This window comes from Flavihumibacter profundi, from assembly GCF_020076305.1.
GTDB classification, from domain to species: domain Bacteria; phylum Bacteroidota; class Bacteroidia; order Chitinophagales; family Chitinophagaceae; genus Flavihumibacter; species Flavihumibacter profundi.
The window spans coordinates 2021538-2043026 of the sequence record NZ_JAIQXE010000001.1; the positions used below are offsets into that span (position 1 = coordinate 2021538).

The window sequence follows — 21489 nt, forward strand, 5'->3', positions numbered from 1 at the left end:
ATATAAAATATGCAACAGTTTCCGGTTTTCGCCATCGTTTTCATCTTTTTTGCGATCATGATTCTTTCAAGTGCTATCCGTATTCTTCGTGAATATGAACGGGCCGTGGTTTTCCGCCTGGGACGTTTAGTGGGAAATAATGGGGTAAGAGGGCCCGGACTGATCTTTCTTATCCCGGTCATTGATAAGATGGTAAGAGTGAGTTTGCGCACAGTAGTAATGGACGTGCCAACACAGGATGTTATTACCCAGGATAATGTTTCCATTAAAGTTAATGCTGTAGTATATTTCCGCGTAATTGAGCCTCAAAAAGCAATTATCGGGGTTGAAAATTTCCTGGTGGCTACATCACAGCTTTCCCAAACAACCTTGCGAAGTGTTTTGGGGCAATCTGAGCTGGATGACCTCCTCTCCCAACGTGAAAAAATTAACCACAAGCTGCAGCAAATAATAGATTCCAATACTGAGCCATGGGGTGTAAAAGTTTCCAATGTGGAAGTGAAACAGATCGATCTGCCCCAGGAAATGCAAAGGGCCATGGCCAAACAGGCAGAGGCGGAAAGGGAACGCAGAAGTAAAGTGATTGCAGCCGAAGGAGAGTTCCAGGCCTCACAACGCCTGGCAGATGCTGCCAAGATATTGGCAGACCAACCCAGTGCACTGACATTACGCTACCTGCAGACTTTAAGGGAGATCGCTACTGAAAATAATTCGACAACCATATTTCCAGTTCCCATTGACCTGTTGAAACCTTTTTTGCACAATAGCGACAAAGGGTAATGTTGCAGTGGTTTGCGTATGCATCGGCCACTTATCAATCAGGCAGGCCCAAAGCAAGTTGTTGCAATAAAGAAAAAGATACGCTTTACTGAATATCAACCGGACCCTCAAGGGTTTAGCGGTTATTTTAGAACGCCTGGCCCCGGTTATGAAAGACGACCTTTTTTCCAAACGAGCCACTCAGGTTACGAGTGATCAGGTTATCATTTGCTTTAGACATTTTGTCAGTTTTTACGTTTTACAAAAATTGGATTTACTGATTTTTGCGGGTAGCGGGAGTGCTTTTGGGGGAATTTTCACATGGTCTTCATGTGGTCCTTAACTGGTCCTTAAGTGGTCCTTAAAAACACTCATCAAACTACCGCAATTTGCCAGGAAAACAGCCAGGCCATTAGCCGTCAATCTGGCATAACCGGAATCATTAAGCGCTGGTTACAGAGGCATTTCCACCCGGTAAGCCGGGCGGGCAGGCGCTTAGGGTATGAACCGGTTAAGGATTTCCAGGGATTTTAAAATCACCCAGGTGAACAATACCATCCCTATAAAAACTGATGTGCGCAATAGAAAAGAGGCAGGATCGGTGAATGCGCACAAACATGCGGGGGGGGGTAATTTTGCCGACTTGGGATCAATATTTTAAGTCTGCAGGATTCTGTTTAAAATTCCAGAACAATAAAACCTCTACCTGGTTTTTGTGCGGTTTGAAATGGTAGATCAGTTGAGTGTGTTTGTTGAGGATCGCGATGCGAACATTTTTCCTTTTGCCCGACGGACGGCACATTTCCGGATAACGTTTCAACTTTGCTAAAACAGCGTAGTGGTCGCTATAAATTGCTCCACCTCTTTTGATGACCATTCCTTTTGCAGATACACAAGGATTTGGTTAAAACTATGGGCGGCCCTCGGCGTCCAGACAATTTCCCGGACTATTTCTTCAACCATTTCCGGTATTTTTTCATCACCTCGTCGTGCGGTATGAGTTTTCCAGCTTTCATTTCTGCCAGCGATGCATCTATGGCATCCTGCTGCTCTTTACTGATTTCATCCCACCAGTCCTGCTGCTCGGCTGCAAAAGTCTTTACCACACCCAAAACTGCCTGCTTTTGCTTAGCATTTAGGTGCTGCAGATATTGGGTGATTTCTTCATCAATCAGTTTTACGGCGCCCATAATAACTTCCATTTGGTTCAAATTTAGTTTTTTAAAAATGTCTATCCAAATGAGTAGTATTTATGCACAGCGGCGGCCAGGGTCTCCACTTCACGGTGCCGGTACCGCTTTGTAGCCGAAGGGTATTTATGCGCCGCAAAAACCTGTACCACAGAGAGGTCTTGGCCCGTTTTTAAAAGGTTGGCGATGACGCAGTAGAAACCGGATTGCTGGCTATAGCACACAATTTGAGAAAGAAAGTTGCCTGAGTCAAGGCCTTTTTTGCCGACAAATGCGCCAAAACCTTCTTACAGCAAACCTACAGTGGCATCGGTAAAAAAATATTACGCCAGTAATGTCTGATAAAGTCAAACATGTTTTGCTGAGTAGATGAACGCATGGTAATAATTTTCCAGCAAAATTATTGGAAGGGTAATTTAAGACCTAGGTGTTGTTGGCCGAATGCTTACTGTAAAATTGATAATCTGTTTAAGACGTCTAACTAATAAAACATTGGTGTTAGAAGTGAGAACTTTAATTGAAAATGCCGCTGGCTGACTTGGCAGATTAATCAGATATGCTTTTTTCTGACTAAAATAAAATAAGCTACTATAAGAAATATTATTATCGAAAAAATTAGTAGATAGTTTCTTGTTATTTCCATTGCATAGGTTGGTGCATTTTTAACATCTATCCATTTGATCTTTTCGCTATTCAAAAAAGCGCTTTTCTCTAATACTGCAATTTTTATATCTTGTTTAGAATGAGCATTATTTTTGGAACACTCAATATAAAAAAAGTTCCCTAAGGAATCATTTACCAATGCTACTAACTTTTGTTTATTGAAGCCATATTTTATTATTTCATTTACTTCAATGCCTGAACTCCAGTACTTATTCCCACGTGCAATTAGAGTCATTTCATCTTCATCCATTAATGCAAATCCTGAATTTCCTTTACCGTAACCTAAATAATTTGGTGTTATTTTTAAAGGTAATTTTTCATGAATGTTCCAGGCATTTTTACCATAGTAGTACAATTTACTGTCAATAGCAATAGCAGTTACTAAAGCTATCGCAATTAAAGCAACCATAACTAATATCAATTTTTTCATAATTGCTGAGGTTTGTATCCTGGATTGATGAAATTAAATTTAATAATAGAAGGATTATATCTGTATGGTGTTCCTCCTAATCTTTCTAAATTGGGGCCTAATTCATCAGGTTGATACTTTTTAAGTTTTTGTATTATACCTTGACAACTACTACTGTCCGGAAGAATTGATTGAAGCCATTGTCAAATTTGTAAATTATTACAATCACAAGCGCTATTATGAATCGCTCAACAAACTTATCCCGGCTGACTTTTATTTTGGAAGACAAGAACAAATTCTGCGGCGGCGTAAAAGAATAAAGACCCAGTACATGAGGATGAGATGGGCCTTGTAGGCTACTGAAAAACTAAAAAAATCTATTACCCTAAACAAGAGATATACTCACTAGCAAAAAGTCCACTTTCTTCTGACGACATACACCCCTCTGCCGAATACAGATCCTTGCTGGAATCCGGACCGGCCGCCCCAAAAAGAAACCGGCACGCACATTAAAATAGACGTGCCGGACCTGCCCGGTAACCGGACAATCCTGGAATCAACACTGTAAATGCCTCAAATGAAAGATTGGTATTTATGCGCCCAATGCTTTCTTTGCATATTCCAGGCATTTATGTGTTTCCTTCACAGCATCAGAGCCTGCAGGGATATCATACTCCAGTTCAATGGTGGCAGGAATTGCGTATTTTTTGGCCTTCAGTAAATTGAGGATTTCTTTAATGGGCGTATCACCCTGGCCCCAGGGCATATTGTCACCACCATGGCTTTCTGTCCTGCGATCCTTGATATGCATGGAGGTAATGCGATCATGTTTTGCTGTAATTAATGCCAACAGGGTCTCTTTTGTATTATTACCGCCGGCGGCAATATAGTGGCCGCAGTCGAGGTTCATCGAATTGTACGGCGACTGGCCTAAAGCCACATCCCAAGCAGTATCGGTGGCTTGTGTATGCGCATGGTAACCAATGTAGACCTTGTGTTTTGCCGCAAGGTTCCCGAGGCGTTTGGAATGTGCAGGGTCCTCGGGTAATTCAACGGTAACGGATTTAGCGCCTAATGTCTTTGCTACTTTCAGCGCATATTCAATTTCCGCATCCGTATTATTATCCCGCAATGCATTGGGTTTAAATGCATAAATACTAACGCCTGCATTGTTATACATCTTCTTTATTTCTGCAAACTTATCCATTGAAACGGTGGCACGCCAGTCTGCCACCTGTTTTTCATAAGCAGCCAGCTGCGCCTTCTGCTCATCTGTTAATTGCTGATCCTGGCCTGGTACCCTTGGCGGCAATTTAACCGTATTAACAGGTTTGCCTGCGTATTCTTCCACAGCATCGCCCATCAGTTCAATGGCACTAATGCCGCTTTCTGTAACATATTTCAGGATCTGTTGCACATTACCAGGCATACTCCGGAACGAATAGGTTATCACACCGATTTGCACCCCGAAAAACTTAGAATCCGGTTTTCCCTGGAAGAAAAATGGGGTTGCCCATGCAGAGGAACCGGCCATCAATAAGCCAACGGAAGCTAATGATCCTTTTACTAAAAATTCACGGCGCGATTGATTACTGTCCTTCTTGATGTTTACTGGCATATGGCTGTTTTTCAAAAATGAATTTATGCTTGTAATATAATTAAATAAAGAGAAACTTATCGGCTTGCTATTGCTGGTTTGCTTTTCGAATGCCCCAGAACAACAACAACCATCCGGCAATCAGGAACAAGCCACCAATTGGTGTGATAATCCCAATGCCACCTAGTCCAACCGAATCCGTAGTTTTCAAATAGGTCATCAGGTATAGTGATCCGCTGAACAATAAAATGCCGACAAAAAAACATTGCGCGGCACGACGGAACAAGGGACTGTTAAGGTGCATGGAAATCAACCCTGTGGCCAGTAAAGCAAAGACATGCAAAAAATGATAGCGCACCCCGGTTTCGAAAACAGCGACTGTTTCCGGTGGTACTATCTGTTTGAGGCCATGCGCGCCGAATGCGCCTAAAGCCACTGCCAGTGCACCTAATAAAGCGGCGGAAGCCAATATTGATTTACCCATTTTCTATAGCTGATTGTAATTGTTCCAATGTTAGTGTTTCCTCCGGTAGTGACAAATGTGCCTGCTCGTAATATAATTTACGGTCATATAATCTCTTTATGATGACCGCTTTCAATTCTGCATCGGGAATATCACGCAACAGGGGGCGGTGACTTTTTTCTTTCATCAACCGGGCCACCAGTGTATCGATTGAGGTATTCAACCAGATCACTTTACCGTGCTCTTTCATGTAATCAATATTGCCGAAGAAACAGGGCGTACCACCACCGCATGACAAAATCATATCGGGATGCGTTTCTGTTAACCGCTCCAACACTTCTTTTTCCATCCTGCGGAATTCTTCCTCGCCCAGTTCAGTGAATATTTCTGTAATTGCCTTTCCTTCCTGTTGTACGATCACATCATCCAGGTCAAAAAAAGGATAGGTCATCCGTTCCGATAACAAATGGCCCCAGTGCGACTTTCCACTGCCCATGAATCCTATGAGGTATATGCGCATTTTATTTAAAAGCATTAAAGCCGGTCACGTCCATACCGGTGATCAGTAAGTGAATATCGTGGGTGCCTTCATAAGTGATCACACTTTCTATATTCATCATATGCCGCATCACCGGGTACTCGCCGGTAATGCCCATGCCGCCCAACATCTGGCGCGCATCGCGACAAATATTCTGTGCTACTTCACAGCCATTTCTTTTGGCCATGCTCACCTGCGCCGGTGTTGCCTTGCCCTGGTTCATTAATACCGCCACACGCCAGTTCAGCAATTGCGCCTTGGTGATTTCTGTAACCATTTCCGCCAGCTTTTTCTGCTGCAACTGGAAGCCACCAATGGGCCGGCCAAACTGCACCCTTTCTTTTGAATAACGAAGGGCCACATCATAGCAATCCATTGCCGCACCGATCGTACCCCAGGCTATACCAAAACGCGCCTTGGTCAAACAACCTAAAGGACCTTTCAATCCTTTCACTTTGGGGAATATATTTTCTTTGGGGACTTTTACATTATCGAATACCAGCTCACCAGTCGCTGATGCCCTTAAGCTCCATTTACCATGCGTGGTGGGTGTGGTAAATCCTTCCATGCCCCGCTCTACAATTAATCCGCGCACATCACCGGCTTCATCTTTTGCCCATACCACAGCGACCTGCGCATATGGTGCGTTGCTGATCCACATTTTTGCACCGTTCAGAATCACGTGGTCACCCGCATCCTTAATATTGGTGAGCATGCTGGATGGATCACTGCCATGATTGGGTTCAGTTAATCCAAAACAGCCCAGCCACTCCCCGCTCGCCAGTTTCGGCAGGAATTTGCGGCGTTGCTCTTCGCTGCCATATTCATAGATGGGAAACATCACCAGTGAACCTTGCACTGATGCTGTTGAACGCACACCACTATCGCCCCTTTCGAGTTCCTGCATCATGAGTCCATAGGAGATATAATCCAGTCCGCCGCCGCCATATTCAGTCGGGACAGTCGGGCCAAAACAACCCAGGTCGCCGAGTTGCTTAACGATCTGCTGCGGGAATTCTGCGCGCTGCGCATAGTCTTCGATGATAGGGGAAATTTCCTGCTTCACATAATTGCGGACTGCATCGCGAACCATCAGGTGTTCTTCAGTCAGCAACTCGTCGAGGTTCACATAATCGGGCGATTGAAATTGGTCCCTGGCCATGGCAAACGGTATTTAATATTAGGCAACAAAGCTAATCTACTCTGCAGATATGGAATAGATAAATTACTGCGGCAGGTATTGCGCCATTTCATGCTGGTACTGCGCTGCAATGGCGCCGGCTGCGGTGGCAAAATCCCCGTTTCCGGAAGCATAGATAACCGCACGGCTGGCATTTACCAAAATGCCGCAATCGGCATTCATTGCTTTTTGTGAAATCTCCTGCAGGCTGCCCCCCTGTGCACCCACTCCGGGTACCAGGAAAAAATGATCGGGTAAAATCTGCCGGATATTCAAAAACGCATCGGCCTGGGTAGCCCCCACCACAAACATCAGGTTAGATGGATTACCCCATGATGCAACGGTGCGCAATACTTTTTCGTATAGGTATTCATCCCCCATTTTCTGGCGCTCAAAATCAGCCGCGCCTTTGTTGGATGTAAGTCCCAGTACGATGGTCCACTTGTCGGTATATTCCAAAAATGGCTGCACGCTATCAGATCCCATATATGGCGCCACGGTGATGGCATCAAATGGCATCGCTTCAAAAAATGCTTTAGCATATTGGGTGCTGGTATTGCCGATATCGCCCCTTTTGGCGTCGGCAATCCGAAGGTGGGTAGAAGGAATATAGTGAACGGTTTCTTCCATGGCCTCCCAGCCCTTGCGGCCCATGGCTTCATAAAATGCGGTATTGATCTTATAACTCACGCAGTGCTCCAGTGTAGCGTCAATAATGGCCTTATTGAAAGCAACTATTGCATCGGGCCTTGATTGCAGGTGGACGGGAATTTTGGACAGGTCGGTATCTAAACCAACACAGAGATAGGACTTCTTGCGGCGGATCTCTTCTACAAGCTGTTGACGATTCATACCGCGAAGATAATTCGTCGCACACTGTCCGCAAAACGCCAAACTTCCTCAAAGCGGTTGTAGAGCGGGACAGCAGCCACCCGGATAACATTGGGCTCGCGCCAGTCGGCGAAGATGCCAGCCTTCCCGAGTGCTTCAAATACCTCGCGGCCTTTCTGGTGCATCAGCATGGAAACCTGGCAACCCCGCGATTCATCGCCACGCGGTGTGATGATCTCAATAATAGGAGTTGAAGCCCGCGCATTGATCTCATCCAGCAAATACAACAGGTAGGCACTTAATAAGCGGCCCTTCTGCCTGAGACGGTCAAATCCAGCTTCAGCAAATATTTCGAGTGATGCCCGGTGCGCAGCATACAAAATAGGCGAAGGCGTACTTAATTGCCAGCCTTCTGCGCTGGCAATGGGCTTAAACCCTTTCTGCATGGCAAAGCGGGTTGCCTTATCATAGCCCCACCAGCCTGCAAATCTCCGGATGTTTGGATCGGTATGGTAACGTTCATGGATATAGGCAGCGCCGATGGCACCCGGACCAGCATTCAAATATTTATAACTGCACCAGCAGGCGAAGTCAACGTTCCAGTTGTGCAGGTGCAGGGCAATATTTCCAGCAGCATGGGCCAGGTCGAATCCGCATTTCGCGCCAACAGCATGTGCAGCATGTGTTATCGCGGACATATCAAAAACCTGCCCGGTATAATAATTCAATCCGCCCCATAACACCAGGGCCAGTTCATCGCCCGTACTGCTGATCGTATGGATGATATCATCCAGGCGGATATTGTGTTCTCCGGGGCGCGGGGCGACCTCAATCAATACTTCACCAGGATCAAGGCCAAGGAATTTAAGATGCGTTTCAAACATGTACTGGTCGCTGGGAAAAGCTTTCGCTTCACAGATGATCTTACGCCTTTTACCGGCGGGGTGATAAAAGCTAACCATCATCAGGTGAAGGTTTACGGTGAGCTGGTTCATCACCACCACTTCTTCTGGTTTCGCACCAACAATATTGGCAAGAGGTTTCACCAGGTGGTCGTGGTAGTGCATCCATGGATCATCACCCAGGAAAAAACTTTCAACGCCATAGGTCGCCCATTGCTGTAAAACCTGGTCAATATAGCGCGCCGTCCTTTTAGGTTGCAGGCCCAGGGAATTACCCAGGAAATAGATTTGTTCCTGCCCGTTATGAACGGGAATGATGAACTCCTGCCGGAATTGCTGCAAGGGATCTTCGCGATCTAACTGTTGCGCATAGGCTAAGCTGTTTTGCATAACATGAGTTTAAATCGAACCGGTCCTGCCACCATCAACAGGGATACTTGTGCCATTCACATAGGAAGCTGCAGGGCTGGCGAGGAAAGCCGCGACAGCAGCAATTTCAGCAGGAGTTCCAAACCTTTTTGCCGGGATTTCTGCTGCCATAGCTGCGCTTTGCTCCTGCAGGGAAATACCTTTTTTCGCAGCGATTGCCGCAGCAAGGGATTCCAGCCGGGCGGTACTGGTAAAACCGGGCAATATATTATTTACGGTGATACCAAATCCTGCCAGTTCATTAGACAAGGTCTTGGCCCAGGAGGCAACAGCCCCGCGGATGGTATTGGATACGCCAAGGTTTTGCAAAGGGATTTTAACCGAAGTGGAAATGATATTAATGACCCGGCCGTAGCCTGCTGCCTTCATTCCAGGCACAAGGGTTTGTACGAGCAGGTGGTTCACCACGAGGTGCTGCCGGAATGCCGCTTCAAAATCTGCTGCACCAGCAGCAAAAACAGGCCCGGCTGCCGGCCCGCCGGTATTATTCACGAGGATATGTACACGCTTTTCAGCAGCAATCCCTTCCACTGCTTTATGCACCTGCATTGGTTCACTGAAATCAGCAACCGCATAACTATGCGTTTGCCCGTCCGTTGCAGGCAATCCTTTTACCACCGCCTGCAATTGCGTTTCACTTCTTGCCAGCAATATGCATTCTGCCCCGAGCAAAGCCAGCTCTGTTGCAATGGCTTTCCCGATGCCTTGTGTGCTGCCGCAAACCAATGCTGATTTGCCTTTAAGGGATATGTCCATAAAATAAATTAAGGCTTGTTAATTAACAGGTTTGGGTAATCGGAAATTATGCCATCAACACCCAAAGATTTTAACCTGGCAATTGTTGCCGTATCATTGGCTGTCCATGGTATGACTTTCATTTTTTTGGCGTGGCAATCATCAACCAGCTGCTGGTTCACCAAACCTGTGTACGGACTATATATATCGGGTACAAAACCAAGGTTATCGAGTTCATGCTGCAGGGAATGCAGGGGCCCGCCGCCCACCAGTGCAGCAGTGCGGATACCTGGGTATTTTTCGTGAACGATTTTCAGGGTGCGGAAATCAAAGGACTGGATGATCACCCGGTCCTTGATCATTTTGTTGTTGATAACGTCCATCAATAGCTGCACAAACTCCTCCGGCCCCGGGTGCAAGATACCATCCGTGGATGGTTGTGTTTTCGTTTCAATATTGTAAAAAGGCAATGGCCTGCCCTTCAATTTCGCATAGGCATCAGCGCTGTCAATTACGTCAGAGAGCAATGGTTTTGTGGCAGGCAGGTTGCTTTGTTGCGGAAACCCCGGGTGTTTGCGTTTACCCACATCATATTGCTGGGTCTGCGCATAGGTCATCTGGAAAATACTGAGGCTTTTTTCATCAGCTGAAGTAACAAAAGTCCCGTTCGGCGCGGTGCTGATATCATGGTTAAAATAAGGGTCATGTGACAGGATCACTTTCCGGTCTGCGGTAATTGCCGCATCCATTTCGAGGGTGGTAACGCCAATGTCCAGCGCTTTGATCATCGCCGGGATGGTATTCTCCGGCATCAGGCCACGGCAGCCCCGATGGCCCTCTATGTCGAAAGCAGCTACAGCCCTGGGGGCTTTCATATGTGATGAAGCAGCGCAGGCCATGATCATTGATAAACTAAAGCACCAGTATTTTCCACGCATGGTTTACAATTTACGGTTACCCGCGCCCAAATAATTTATCGCCCCGGTTTTGCATAATATCAGCGACAGTCCTGCTTTCCGCGTCCCCCTGCTGTAATTCCGCTACAACATTGTGGTAACTCTCCTCATTACGGTTCTGGCTGAGTTTGAAAATATGCGACAACTCAGTTACTTCCACTTCAAAAGCCACGATGGCCTTCATGGTGTTTTGCATATACTCATCGCTCATTTTGCTTACAAGGGAAGGGGAATCATCCCTGCCTTCAAAGTGGCGGGTCAGGCGGGTGAGTAAATCGTATAAACCATTGTCATCCAGGAACCTTAGCTGACCCCGGGCATGAACAGCCTGGTAGTTCCAGGTGCTGGCCATTTTCGGGTCGGTGTACCAGCTGGCGCTCACGTAGCTGTGGGCGCCGGAAAAAATCACCAGCACATCGGGATGGGTTTCAAAAGCCCGGGTATGCTCCTGCTTTCTCATCACATGTCCCAGCAGGATTAATTTCCCTGCCCTTTCTTCCAGCAGGATGGGTATATGGGTAGCAACGGGCAAGCCCGACTCGTTAGTCCCGCAAATAATTACAAACGGATGCGCGTACATAAAGCGCAGCACTTCACCTTCATCAACTGCTTTAAAATGTTTTACATCATACATATTGTGAAGGTATTAGGCTATACAACCTCTACCACTTTTGTAGGGGCCATATTGGCATTGCGCATAGCGATACTCCTTGCAGCCAGGCCGGCGAAGCCTTCAAAAGCCTTCCTTGACACCAGGTCATCGCTGACCATAATCGGCGACCCTTTATCACCGCCTTCGCGGATAGATTGCACCAGGGGAATTTGTCCGAGGAAGGGGATATCATATTCTTCAGCAAGCCGCTTCCCACCGTCTTTCCCGAAGATGTAGTATTTGTTATCGGGTAATTCAGCCGGAGTGAAATAGCTCATATTTTCCACGATACCGATAATAGGCACTTTTATTTGCGCCTGTCCAAACATTGCAATGCCTTTCTTCGCATCAGCAAGCGCTACATCCTGCGGCGTGGTAACTACCACTACCCCGGTTACCGGTACCGTTTGCATAATGGTGAGGTGGATATCACCTGTCCCTGGTGGCATATCAATAACCAGGTAGTCCAGTTCACCCCAGAACACATCGGTAATAAACTGGCGGATAGCGCTGCTGGCCATTGGCCCGCGCCAAACGACGGCATTTTTCTCATCCACCAGCAAGCCGATACTCATCAGTTTGATACCATATTTTTCAATCGGCACGATCAGTCCCTTTTCACCTGAATTCAGCATTTTAGGCCTTTCGCCACGAACCCCAAACATAATGGGCACACTTGGACCGTAGATATCAGCATCCATCAGTCCAACTGATGCGCCACCCTGTGCAAGGGCAAGGGCCAGGTTCGCAGCAACGGTACTTTTTCCCACACCACCCTTTCCACTCACCACTGCGATAATATTTTTAACATTGGGTAATACAGCACCATTATCCTTCCTTACGGAACTTGTATTCGCTGTAAAATTCACGGTCACTGCTGCTTCCTTGTTCACCAATAACTTAATGGCGTTGATAGAGGCATTCTTCATCAGGTCTTTCATGGGACAGGCTGGTGTGGTCAACACGATAGTGAAACTCACCGCATTGCCATCAATGGCAAGGTCTTTAACCATTTTAAGGGTTACGATATCACTACCCAGATCTGGTTCCTGGACATTGCTAAGTGCCTGTAATATTTGGTCTTGCGTCATTATATTTGTTGTTGGTAGGTAATTTTAGTGCAAAATTAACCAATGGAGCCGGTAAAATGTTGAAGCAGATTTATAAGAGTGTATATATTTGAGCCAATGAAGCGAATTCTACCTTTATTCATAATAAGTTTTTTTGTTATTTGTCAGCGTGCCCATGCGCAATTTGAGCAAATCAAAGATTCTGTCGTGCAACTTTATGGTGTTGTGCTGACTGCTGACAGCCTTGAAGCAATTCCATCGGTGAGTGTTTCAATTAAAGGTGGAAGGAGGGGTACCATCACCAATGAGCAGGGTGTATTTTCCATTGTTGTGCTGAAAGGTGATGTTATAGAATTTACCAGTGTCGGCTATAAACCTAAACTTGCGGAGATCCCGAGGAACCTGCAGGGTAACCAGTTCAGCCTTGTGCAACTGATGGTTGTAGACACCCAATACCTTCCTGTTACAATCATCCGGCCAAGGCCCACAAGGGAGCAGTTTGACCGCGATTTCGCGACTATGCAGATACCGGATGACAACTATGAGCTTGCCAGGAAAAATACCGACGAACAAACCCGAAGGGCCCTGATGACCATCATTCCTGCCGATGGTAAAGAAGCCGCTAACTATACTTTACGCAAACAAGCCTACAAATACACTTACGCAGGCCAGATCCCACCAATGAATATTATGAACCCCATCGCCTGGGCAGATTTTATCAAAGCATGGAAAAGAGGGGACTTCAAAAGCAAGAAGTAGCCTGTATTTTTGTGCCCTAAACAATTGCTATGTTCCAGAAGATTGCTGTTATCGGAGCCGGTACCATGGGTAACGGTATAGCCCATGTTTTTGCTGTACAAGGCTACGAGGTGCACCTTATAGATGTGAACACCGGGCAACTGGTGAAAGCATTGCAGACCATCAACAAAAACCTGGAACGGCAGGTGGTGAAAGGCACTATTTCCGCAGACGACCATATTGCTGCATATGCCCGCATAAATACGTTCAGCTCCATAGAAGAAGGCGTGCAGGAAGTGCAATTAGTGGTGGAAGCAGCAACGGAAAACATCGACCTGAAACTGAATATCTTTAAAGAGCTCGACAAATACGCACCGGAAGGCGCTATCCTCGCTTCCAATACTTCTTCCATTTCCATTACCCGCATAGCCGGCGTTACAAAAAGGCCCGGTACCGTTATTGGCATGCATTTCATGAACCCGGTACCTGTTATGAAACTGGTTGAAGTGATCAATGGATATGGAACTGCTGAAACTGTTACTGAATCCATTGTTGAGCTTACCAGGAAAATAGGTAAGATACCCTGCGTGGTGAATGATTACCCGGGCTTCATTGCCAACCGCATCCTGATGCCAATGATCAACGAAGCAATTTACAGCCTGTATGAAGGGGTAGCCGGTGTTGCATCTATTGACAACATTATGAAACTGGGTATGGCGCATCCGATGGGACCATTGCAATTGGCCGATTTCATCGGGCTGGATACCTGCCACAGTATTTTACAGGTGATGCAGGATGGATTTGGTAACCCAAAATACGCACCCTGTCCCCTGCTGACCAATATGGTAAATGCCGGGAAACTGGGCGTTAAAACAGGAGAAGGCTTCTACACCTATACCGCCGGCAGCAAAGACCTGAAAGTGAGCGAACGTTTTTCAAAATAGTCATTTCATTTCATGCTCCATTTTGCCCGGTTCAACCCGAAAATCAGCCGGCTGGTTAACTAATAATTTTTATTGGCTGCAATGGTGCAGATTTTTGTTTTGGTGAAAGGCTCCATTAACCATTAACACTTATCCAAATCATGCAGCTTTCTGCGCATCAGGTCCAGAGTATCCGGGACACCTGGAAATACTTCAGGAATATTGATGCATTAATCCTCGGAGATGCCTTCTACACCAAATTGTTTACAGACTATCCATTCCTGAAAAATGCTTTCAGGGGGGATATGTCTGTTCATTACCGGAACCTACACGAAATGCTGAACCTTGTAGTAGGCCGGATAGACTCAAAAGAAGGTATAAATACAGCCATTACAGCAGTCGCCAACCAGAAAAAACATTATGAAATTAACGAGAGCCATTTTAGGTGTTTCGAGGAGACCTTAATCTGGACACTTGGTAAAGGCATGGGCCCCGAATGGACCCCATCAGCTGAGTATGCCTGGAGAAGGTATTTCAAACTACTGACAGGAAATACCATGAAAACAGCTGCAACTGTTAAATGAATACCGCTTCATTCGTATTTTGCCGGTAATGGCGCAATTCAAGTACTACCTGCTTTTTTTTATTTGTCAATTCACCTGGTGGCTTGCATCCGCGCAATACCCCGAACTGAACGTCCACCATTTTTCCACTTCGGAAGGATTGAGTGATGGTGTTGTTCGTGCAATCGGGGAAGACCGGTATGGTTATATCTGGATTGGTACAGTAAGCGGGCTCAACCGCTTCGACGGCAGCAGGGTTAAAAAATTCCAGAGTGAACCAGGCCAGCCCGGCACTCCCCCATCCAGTGTTCCCCGTTACATTTATGGTGATTCAAAAGGAATTTTGTGGATCGGGTTTAACGAAGGATTTTATCATTTCGATTATGCAACGGAAAAATTCATTGTAGTAAAGGGTACAGAAAATTTAAGCATCGTTAGTATAAAAGAAGATACCGCCAAAAACACCCTTTACCTGCTCACCAATAAAGGCATTGCATACTTTTCCCCGGCATCCGGCAAGTTGGGCTTTCTGATTAAACAATTAACCCAATTCCCACCCGCCATTGCAAACAGCACATTGAATGGCATGGACATAAAGCGTTCAGTTTTATACACCTTTAGTGATTCTTGTCTCTGGGCCATAGATTTGAAAAAAAATGAAGCCATTCAATTTCCCGAAAAACTGATTCCCGAAAAATCATTAGCTGATATTGCAGTAGGCCATGATGGAACGATTTGGTTGTCAACAAAAATTTCAAGCAATAAGGTTTTCGGCATATCACCGGATTGGAAGAAATCAAAATCCTTACCTGTTTTTCATAACGTCCCAAATGAAACCAGCAATAATTTTATCCTGAAATTATTCATTGACAACCAAAGCAGGCTATGGATAACTACCCGGTCTAAATGGCTGTATTGTTATATTCCGGAAAGGGATTCGGTCATGTGGTACCAGTCAAAAACAGGCCGTGAAAACAGTATATCTTTTTACATTAATTCCTTACAATTCCAGAGCAAAAACAATTACCTGTGGGCAGCTACAGAAGGAGCCGGTATAGATTATTTCCACCCCGATGATAACCCATTCCAGGTAATTACACCCTCGGATAATTCAAATCCTATCAGAGGCACAACCTGGGCAAGGACAGCAGCAGAAGATGATTCAGGAAATATATGGACGGGCTGGCTTGCCGGTGTTGTAAAATATGAGCCCAAAAATAACAGGTATTCCTATTGGGATAATATACCCGGACAGAAAAAAGAGCTCTACAGTAGTTCTGTCCGCTCTATACTCTTCGATAAAACCGGGGAACTCTGGATCGGCACTGCAGGTGGCATGAACAGGTATTCACCATCGGCAAAAAAAATGTATTTTCTCACTGCCCGGGATTCTTTGCCCATAGACTTTTATTGGTCCGTTTATGAAGACCAGGAAAAAAATATCTGGTTCGGAAGCGGGCAATCCCTGTATTACAGGAATGCTACTAACCAAAAGATATATAGTTACCGCAGCCACCCGGTACTTGCCCAGGCAATAGATACCGGTGTAAGGGCGATATACCAGGACAGGCAAAAAAGGATCTGGTTCGGGATGGATGGCACTGGCCTTACTATGTATGATCCGGTACGGCAAAGGTTCCGGAAATGGAAAAGGACCGTAGGAAATGACAGCACTTTATTAGGTAATACCATCACCGCAATTACGGAAGACCAAAAAGGCATTATCTGGATCAGCTCTTTTAACGGGCTTGTAGGTTATGACCCTAAAGAAGACCGCTTTACACAATTTACTTCGGCAAAAGGATTACCGTCCATAAAATGTTCCGGACTATTGGCTGATGATTATAACAGGCTCTGGATTGGCACTACATCCGGACTAACGGTACTGGATACTGCGCGTAAAAATTTTATCACTTTCGATGTTGAAGACGGATTGCCATCTATTGAATTTTCTGACATGCCGGCTACCCGTTTCCGAAATGGGGATTTCCTGTTTCCCACGATGAAGGGTTATCTCCGGTTTGATCCGCTGGCCATAAAACCAGGAATAGACACGCTGAATGTTTACTTATCCGCGGTACATATATTTGATCAACCATTCCCTGCAACCATTAATTCAGAGGAACTGAATACGCTTGAACTAAAAGCCAACCAGAACTTTTTCACTTTCGACCTGGTAGCACTGAACTTTAATAATCCGCAACAAACCTGGTTCACTTACAAACTCGATGGTTTTGATAAAGAGTGGATCACTACACAATCAGGCATCGCCAATTATACCAATGTACCCGGCGGGAATTACATTTTCAGGTACAAGGCAGGAACCAGTAAAATCCCTGGAAACAACCAGGGAAAATATTTAACCGTAAATATTGACACCATCTATTATAAGAGTACCTGGTTTTGGTTGTTGCTGGCTTTGTTAGCAGGACTACTATTATATACCTGGTACAGGTCGCGACTGGCTGGTCAGAGAAGGCTTTTCGACCTGCAGAGCAAGGCGCAGAACCTGGAAAAAGAAAAGGCGCTCGTAATGTTTGAAGGCTTAAAACAACAGCTGAACCCGCATTTCCTTTTTAACTCATTGTCCTCTCTCAGCAGCCTGATCCGTACCAACCAGTCTTTAGCGGTTTCCTTCCTGGACAACCTGAGTAAAATTTACAGGTATATACTCCAAAGCCAGGACAATGACCTGACCACCCTTCGTAAAGAATTGGACTTTGCGGCATCCTACATCCAGCTGCTTGAAACCCGCTTCCAAAAAGGATTGCAAATCAGGATCAATGTAAAACCCGATGACCTGGAATTAAAAATTGTACCGGTAACCTTACAGAACCTGATTGATAATGCCATCAAGCACAATACTGTTGATGAGGAATACCCGCTCATTATTGAAATATATTCCGAGCCTTCCTACCTGGTTATCAGCAATAACCTGCAGAAAAAAACTGCGGTTGAAACAAGCAATAAGCATGGTCTGCTAAACCTTCGGTCGCTGTACCATTACTTTACAGACCTGCCTGTTATTATCGAAGAAACAAAAACCTCATTTACCATAAAAATCCCACTTATATGACGGCTGTCATTATAGAAGACGAGCCCCTGTTAGCAAGGGAACTGAAATATAAAATCGAACAGGTTGACAAGGATATAACTATACTGGAATCCTTACCCAGCCTTAAGACAGCCAGGAAATGGTTAATGCAGCATGCAGAGCCCGACCTGTTTTTTATGGATATCCAATTGGGAGATGGCGTAAGCTTTGATTTATTCAGGGAATTCAACCTTAATTCACCGGTAATATTCACCACAGCTTATGATGAATATGCCATAAAGGCTTTCAGGCTGAATGGCATTGACTACCTGCTTAAACCAGTCAATGAGGAAGAATTAAGCAATGCGATCAGGAAATTCAGGAAATTATCCGCAACGGCAAAAGCAGAAAAAAGCAGAATCCAACCACAGGCTTTCAAAGAAAAATTCATTGTAAGTTTCAGGAACAGCTGGATTCCGGTAAATACATCCGCAATTGCCTGTTTCCTGCGCGACAACCTTAATTACCTGGTCAACCAGGCCGGCGAAAAATACATGGTTGATTATGACAGTCTCGATGAAATTGAATCCCTCCTGGATCCCAAATTGTTTTTCCGGGCAAACCGCCAGTACCTTATTAATATCAATGCCATCCAGCGGATCGCACTCAATGACAACCAAAAGCTTACTGTCTACTTAACTGCGCTTCCAAAAACAGAAATTGATATCAGCCGGGAAAAAGCGCCGGCATTCAGGAAATGGCTTGACCGGTAAATCGCTTGCCCCTATTTGTGGCTTAACGGTGCATTCTTTACAGGAATGTTTGCCGGCCTGAGTATTCCCTTATTATTTAATAAAATGATGGAACTGGCACTTAGCAATATCAACAAAGCCCAACCGATCCATGCACCATTGCCAATCATTTCAGGTGCCGTGGCCCTTACCGGCATAAATTCAGCCCCCTCTTCAGGATACCTGCTTTTAACGTCAATGCTTAATCGCTGCCATAATGCATCTTCCGCTCCTGCAATGGCGGGGAATTTTTCGAGCTTAATGGGCACGGAAGGATCCATGCTTCTGACTTTAAGCAACCGGCAGGCATCATGGTACAGCCTTTGGCTTTCATTTGGGGTAATACCAAAAGTAACTGCAATTTCGGGGTGACTGTAGCCGTCAACTGCATATAAGGAAAAAACAGCCTGCTGAACAGGTGGCAATTGCCTGATCCCGGACAGCAACTGGCCAGAAAGCTTACCAGTCGCAGGCAAACTTTCATCAATACCATTTCCGGGTTTCTCTTTAAGCAGGTCAAGCGCTTTGGAAATGATCCTGTTTTTTACCCAGGTCCTGAAATTCAATTGCCGGGCATCATAAGCCGGCAGACTGTCCAGCACTTCGAAATAACACTGTTCAATGAGTTCATTGGCATCTTCATCATTCCGGGAATAGCGCATAGCCACGGGCAAGGCGAAAGGATAGATCTGGCGGAAGAGTAATTCACGGGCTTTCTGGTTATTGACCCGGCAGCCATCAATGATCATATGAATATTCAAAGTATCCATTGTCAAAGGATATTGGGATTATTTTATCCATCCGAAGATAACACTTTACCGGGCTCCTTATCTTTATAGCTATGCAATTTGTTCTCGCAAAACTCCTGGTGCTTTTGGTAACTCCCGCCAACTGGATAATAGCGGGGTTATTATTAATACTTATTATCCGTTCAAAAACGGGGAAAAAAAAGACCGGGATTGCCTTACTGGTTTTCTCATTACTGGTCACAAACCCCTGGCTGTACCGCATGGCCGTCCTAAGCTGGCAACCAAATCCCGTAAAAATAAAAGGGAATTATCCCGCTGCTATTTTACCAGGCGGACTCAGTGGATATGACCGTGAAGGGAATGGTTATTTCGGCCAGGCTGCAGACCGTTTCATCCAAACAGCAAACCTGTTTCACGAAGGTGTGGTAAATTATATTATTGTTACCGGTGGCAATGGGCACCTGGAGCGCAACTATCCACCGGAAGCAACCTTTTTAAAGGAAGAGCTGATCAGGAATGGTGTACCTGCAAACCGGATCCTGGTTGATGACAAAAGCAGGAATACCCGTGAAAATGCAATCTTTACAAAATTACTGGCAGACAGCATGCAATTTACTTCACCCTGTGTGCTGGTAACCTCGGCCATGCATATGCGCCGGTGCAGCCTTGAATTCAGTAATGCGGGTATCCGGACTATTGGCTTACCCTGCAATTATGAAGTCATCCATGACCGGCCATCGGTTGCAGACCTGCTATGGCCCGACCTTTCGCTGACAGATAAATGGGGCAGGCTCATCAAGGAATGGATAGGCTTTATAGTAGCTAAATACCGGTAACAGGACTAACCGTCACTGTATTTAAATCTTTAAGCCGGTAAAGGACTTCTTCGCGCCGGTTAACCGGGATGCCAATGGTGAAAAAGCAGAATAACTGGATTTCCTGGCTGATGATGCTGCAGTTAAATTGTTTGATGATCATCATTACCTGGTTCATAGTGGTATAGTCAAATTCCAGGCGATATTTCAGTTCAATGGGTTTCTGGATAAACGGCAGGGTCTGTAATACAACAGTAGCGGTTGTTTTATAGGCATTGATCAAACCCGGTACTCCAAGCAATGTCCCGCCAAAATAGCGTACCACAACAATCCCCACATTGGTCAGTTCTTTGCTATCAATTTGTCCGAGTATGGGCTTACCCGCGGTTCCGGAAGGTTCCCCATCATCATTTACCCGGAAATTATTGCCATCGAGCCCGAGGCGATAAGCAAAACAATAGTGACTGGCCTTGGGGTGCTCTTTTTTGATATGCTGTAAAATCTCCTTGAACTCACCGGCTGAATTTAACGGAAAAGCATATCCGATAAACTTGCTGCCGCGTTCCCGGAACTCGGCAGTTCCCTGTTTCTCAAGGGTAGTATAAAAAGTTTTTGTATCCATGTTATCCATAAGCGATCAAGGCAATCGCAGCCATTGACAAAAATATTCCCAGCCAGTTCTTCCGGCTCAGTTTTTCGTGAAACAATACTGCTGCAACCAGGGTACTGAAAGCAACAATGCCCATATTATTTACCGGTATAATTGCTGAACTCTTGCCTGCATTCACTTTTAATACTTTTACCAGGCACCAGATGGAAAAATAATTCGGCACTCCAATAGCAATACCTGCTACTACCGCCTTCCAGTTAAGCCTGGCTTTTCCGCTGGTTATTTGCCATCCGATTATACCAATACCAAAAGTTGCGGCCACGGCGAAAGCACAAATCAGGAAGTCGTTATTATTGGAACCATCCAGGAAACTATTTTCGACAAATTTGATCAGTGTATCCAGCAAACCGCTGCCTATAAATAATACCAGGGGCAGCAAAGGTAAGGCAATGGGCTTCCCTGTAGCACTTCTTTCTCCCCCTTCCCTTTGGCTAACCCATATAACTGCTGGAAAAGCCAGCAAAATACCGGCAATTTTAAGCACAGTGGGCTGCTCACCATATAAGACAATAGAAAAAATAAAAGGGATAACCAGGGAAAGTTTATTGGCCACCGAAGCCACGGAAACCCCGGAGCGCTGGGCTGTATAGCCAATGATATTGAAAAGGGAAATCAATAATGAACCCATCAGGATCGCCCAGGGGAACCAGGGTTGTTGCACGAGGACGGGTTTGAAGATGTTGTGCCCGTTTAATATTGTGCCGGTAACTACACAGGTGATATAATTAAAAACTATGGCATGCAGGTTATTAATGCCATACCGTTCAAGCAATTTAAATGACAAGGTCAGGTAAGACGAGAATACAATACTTCCAATTAAGAAGATCATCAG

Annotated in this window: 22 protein-coding genes; 7 read left to right on the plus strand and 15 right to left on the minus strand. The window is 45.4% G+C overall.

The annotated features are described in order from the left end of the window. Positions 1-9: 9 nt before the first annotated feature. Positions 10-780, plus strand: coding sequence for a slipin family protein (locus LAQ65_RS08695; protein ID WP_224116563.1), 771 nt, complete (start codon positions 10-12; stop codon positions 778-780). Positions 781-1706: 926 nt separating this feature from the next. Here the strand turns inward: LAQ65_RS08695 and LAQ65_RS08700 are convergent. From LAQ65_RS08700 to LAQ65_RS08755, 12 genes are all read right to left on the minus strand, one after another. Continuing rightward, positions 1707-1961 (minus strand): hypothetical protein, encoded by a 255-nt coding sequence (locus LAQ65_RS08700; RefSeq protein ID WP_224116564.1) that lies wholly within the window; start codon positions 1959-1961, stop codon positions 1707-1709. A 538-nt stretch (positions 1962-2499) separates the two neighbouring features. Further along, on the minus strand, positions 2500-3042 hold the full coding sequence (locus LAQ65_RS08705) for a hypothetical protein (protein WP_224116565.1): 543 nt from the start codon (positions 3040-3042) through the stop codon (positions 2500-2502). Positions 3043-3613: 571 nt separating this feature from the next. Then, positions 3614-4639 (minus strand): sugar phosphate isomerase/epimerase family protein, encoded by a 1026-nt coding sequence (locus tag LAQ65_RS08710; RefSeq protein ID WP_224116566.1) that lies wholly within the window; start codon positions 4637-4639, stop codon positions 3614-3616. Positions 4640-4706: 67 nt separating this feature from the next. Further along, complete coding sequence (locus LAQ65_RS08715; protein ID WP_224116567.1) at positions 4707-5102, minus strand: DUF423 domain-containing protein; 396 nt, start codon at positions 5100-5102, stop codon at positions 4707-4709. Next, positions 5095-5601, minus strand: coding sequence for a shikimate kinase (locus tag LAQ65_RS08720; RefSeq protein ID WP_224116568.1), 507 nt, complete (start codon positions 5599-5601; stop codon positions 5095-5097). Before LAQ65_RS08720 ends, LAQ65_RS08715 begins: the two co-directional genes overlap by 8 nt. A gap of 1 nt (position 5602) precedes the next feature. Continuing rightward, entirely contained in the window at positions 5603-6781 is a 1179-nt protein-coding gene (locus LAQ65_RS08725; RefSeq protein WP_224116569.1) for an acyl-CoA dehydrogenase family protein, read from the minus strand. Positions 6782-6844: 63 nt separating this feature from the next. Next, entirely contained in the window at positions 6845-7651 is an 807-nt protein-coding gene (gene pyrF / locus LAQ65_RS08730) for an orotidine-5'-phosphate decarboxylase (RefSeq protein ID WP_224116570.1), read from the minus strand. Continuing rightward, positions 7648-8922, minus strand: coding sequence for a kynureninase (kynU, locus tag LAQ65_RS08735; RefSeq protein ID WP_224116571.1), 1275 nt, complete (start codon positions 8920-8922; stop codon positions 7648-7650). Before kynU ends, pyrF begins: the two co-directional genes overlap by 4 nt. A 9-nt stretch (positions 8923-8931) precedes the next feature. Continuing rightward, entirely contained in the window at positions 8932-9717 is a 786-nt protein-coding gene (locus LAQ65_RS08740) for an SDR family oxidoreductase (RefSeq protein ID WP_224116572.1), read from the minus strand. A gap of 8 nt (positions 9718-9725) precedes the next feature. Then, positions 9726-10634, minus strand: coding sequence for a glycerophosphodiester phosphodiesterase (locus tag LAQ65_RS08745; RefSeq protein ID WP_224116573.1), 909 nt, complete (start codon positions 10632-10634; stop codon positions 9726-9728). A gap of 16 nt (positions 10635-10650) precedes the next feature. After that, positions 10651-11286 (minus strand): FMN-binding negative transcriptional regulator, encoded by a 636-nt coding sequence (locus LAQ65_RS08750; protein WP_224116574.1) that lies wholly within the window; start codon positions 11284-11286, stop codon positions 10651-10653. Between the two features lie 17 nt (positions 11287-11303). Continuing rightward, the gene (locus tag LAQ65_RS08755; protein WP_224116575.1) at positions 11304-12395 is read right to left on the minus strand and encodes an Mrp/NBP35 family ATP-binding protein; all 1092 of its coding nucleotides are present in this window, start codon (positions 12393-12395) and stop codon (positions 11304-11306) included. Positions 12396-12491: 96 nt separating this feature from the next. On the opposite strand from LAQ65_RS08755, the gene LAQ65_RS08760 reads away from it, so the two are divergent. From LAQ65_RS08760 to LAQ65_RS08780, 5 genes are all read left to right on the plus strand, one after another. After that, on the plus strand, positions 12492-13133 hold the full coding sequence (locus LAQ65_RS08760; RefSeq protein WP_224116576.1) for a carboxypeptidase-like regulatory domain-containing protein: 642 nt from the start codon (positions 12492-12494) through the stop codon (positions 13131-13133). Positions 13134-13162: 29 nt separating this feature from the next. Then, positions 13163-14056 (plus strand): 3-hydroxyacyl-CoA dehydrogenase family protein, encoded by an 894-nt coding sequence (locus tag LAQ65_RS08765; protein WP_224116577.1) that lies wholly within the window; start codon positions 13163-13165, stop codon positions 14054-14056. Between the two features lie 140 nt (positions 14057-14196). Next, complete coding sequence (locus LAQ65_RS08770) at positions 14197-14619, plus strand: globin domain-containing protein (RefSeq protein ID WP_224116578.1); 423 nt, start codon at positions 14197-14199, stop codon at positions 14617-14619. Between the two features lie 28 nt (positions 14620-14647). Next, positions 14648-17674: a ligand-binding sensor domain-containing protein gene (locus tag LAQ65_RS08775; protein ID WP_224116579.1), complete on the plus strand. Its 3027-nt coding sequence runs from the start codon at positions 14648-14650 to the stop codon at positions 17672-17674. After that, positions 17671-18405: a LytR/AlgR family response regulator transcription factor gene (locus LAQ65_RS08780; RefSeq protein ID WP_224116580.1), complete on the plus strand. Its 735-nt coding sequence runs from the start codon at positions 17671-17673 to the stop codon at positions 18403-18405. The genes LAQ65_RS08775 and LAQ65_RS08780 overlap by 4 nt, the downstream gene beginning before the upstream one ends. 11 nt (positions 18406-18416) lie before the next feature. Here the strand turns inward: LAQ65_RS08780 and LAQ65_RS08785 are convergent, their stop codons facing one another. After that, positions 18417-19193 (minus strand): RNA polymerase sigma factor, encoded by a 777-nt coding sequence (locus LAQ65_RS08785; protein ID WP_224116581.1) that lies wholly within the window; start codon positions 19191-19193, stop codon positions 18417-18419. Between the two features lie 71 nt (positions 19194-19264). On the opposite strand from LAQ65_RS08785, the gene LAQ65_RS08790 reads away from it, so the two are divergent. Continuing rightward, complete coding sequence (locus LAQ65_RS08790) at positions 19265-20008, plus strand: YdcF family protein (protein WP_224116582.1); 744 nt, start codon at positions 19265-19267, stop codon at positions 20006-20008. Here LAQ65_RS08790 and LAQ65_RS08795 read toward each other — a convergent pair. Together LAQ65_RS08795 and LAQ65_RS08800 are read right to left on the minus strand one after the other, a co-directional pair. Then, positions 19995-20609, minus strand: a complete 615-nt coding sequence (locus LAQ65_RS08795; RefSeq protein WP_224116583.1) for an IMPACT family protein — start codon at positions 20607-20609, stop codon at positions 19995-19997. The two genes, LAQ65_RS08790 and LAQ65_RS08795, sit on opposite strands and share 14 nt — an antisense overlap. Before the next feature lies 1 nt (position 20610). Then, on the minus strand, positions 20611-21486 hold the full coding sequence (locus LAQ65_RS08800; protein ID WP_224116584.1) for an EamA family transporter: 876 nt from the start codon (positions 21484-21486) through the stop codon (positions 20611-20613). Positions 21487-21489: the final 3 nt, after the last annotated feature.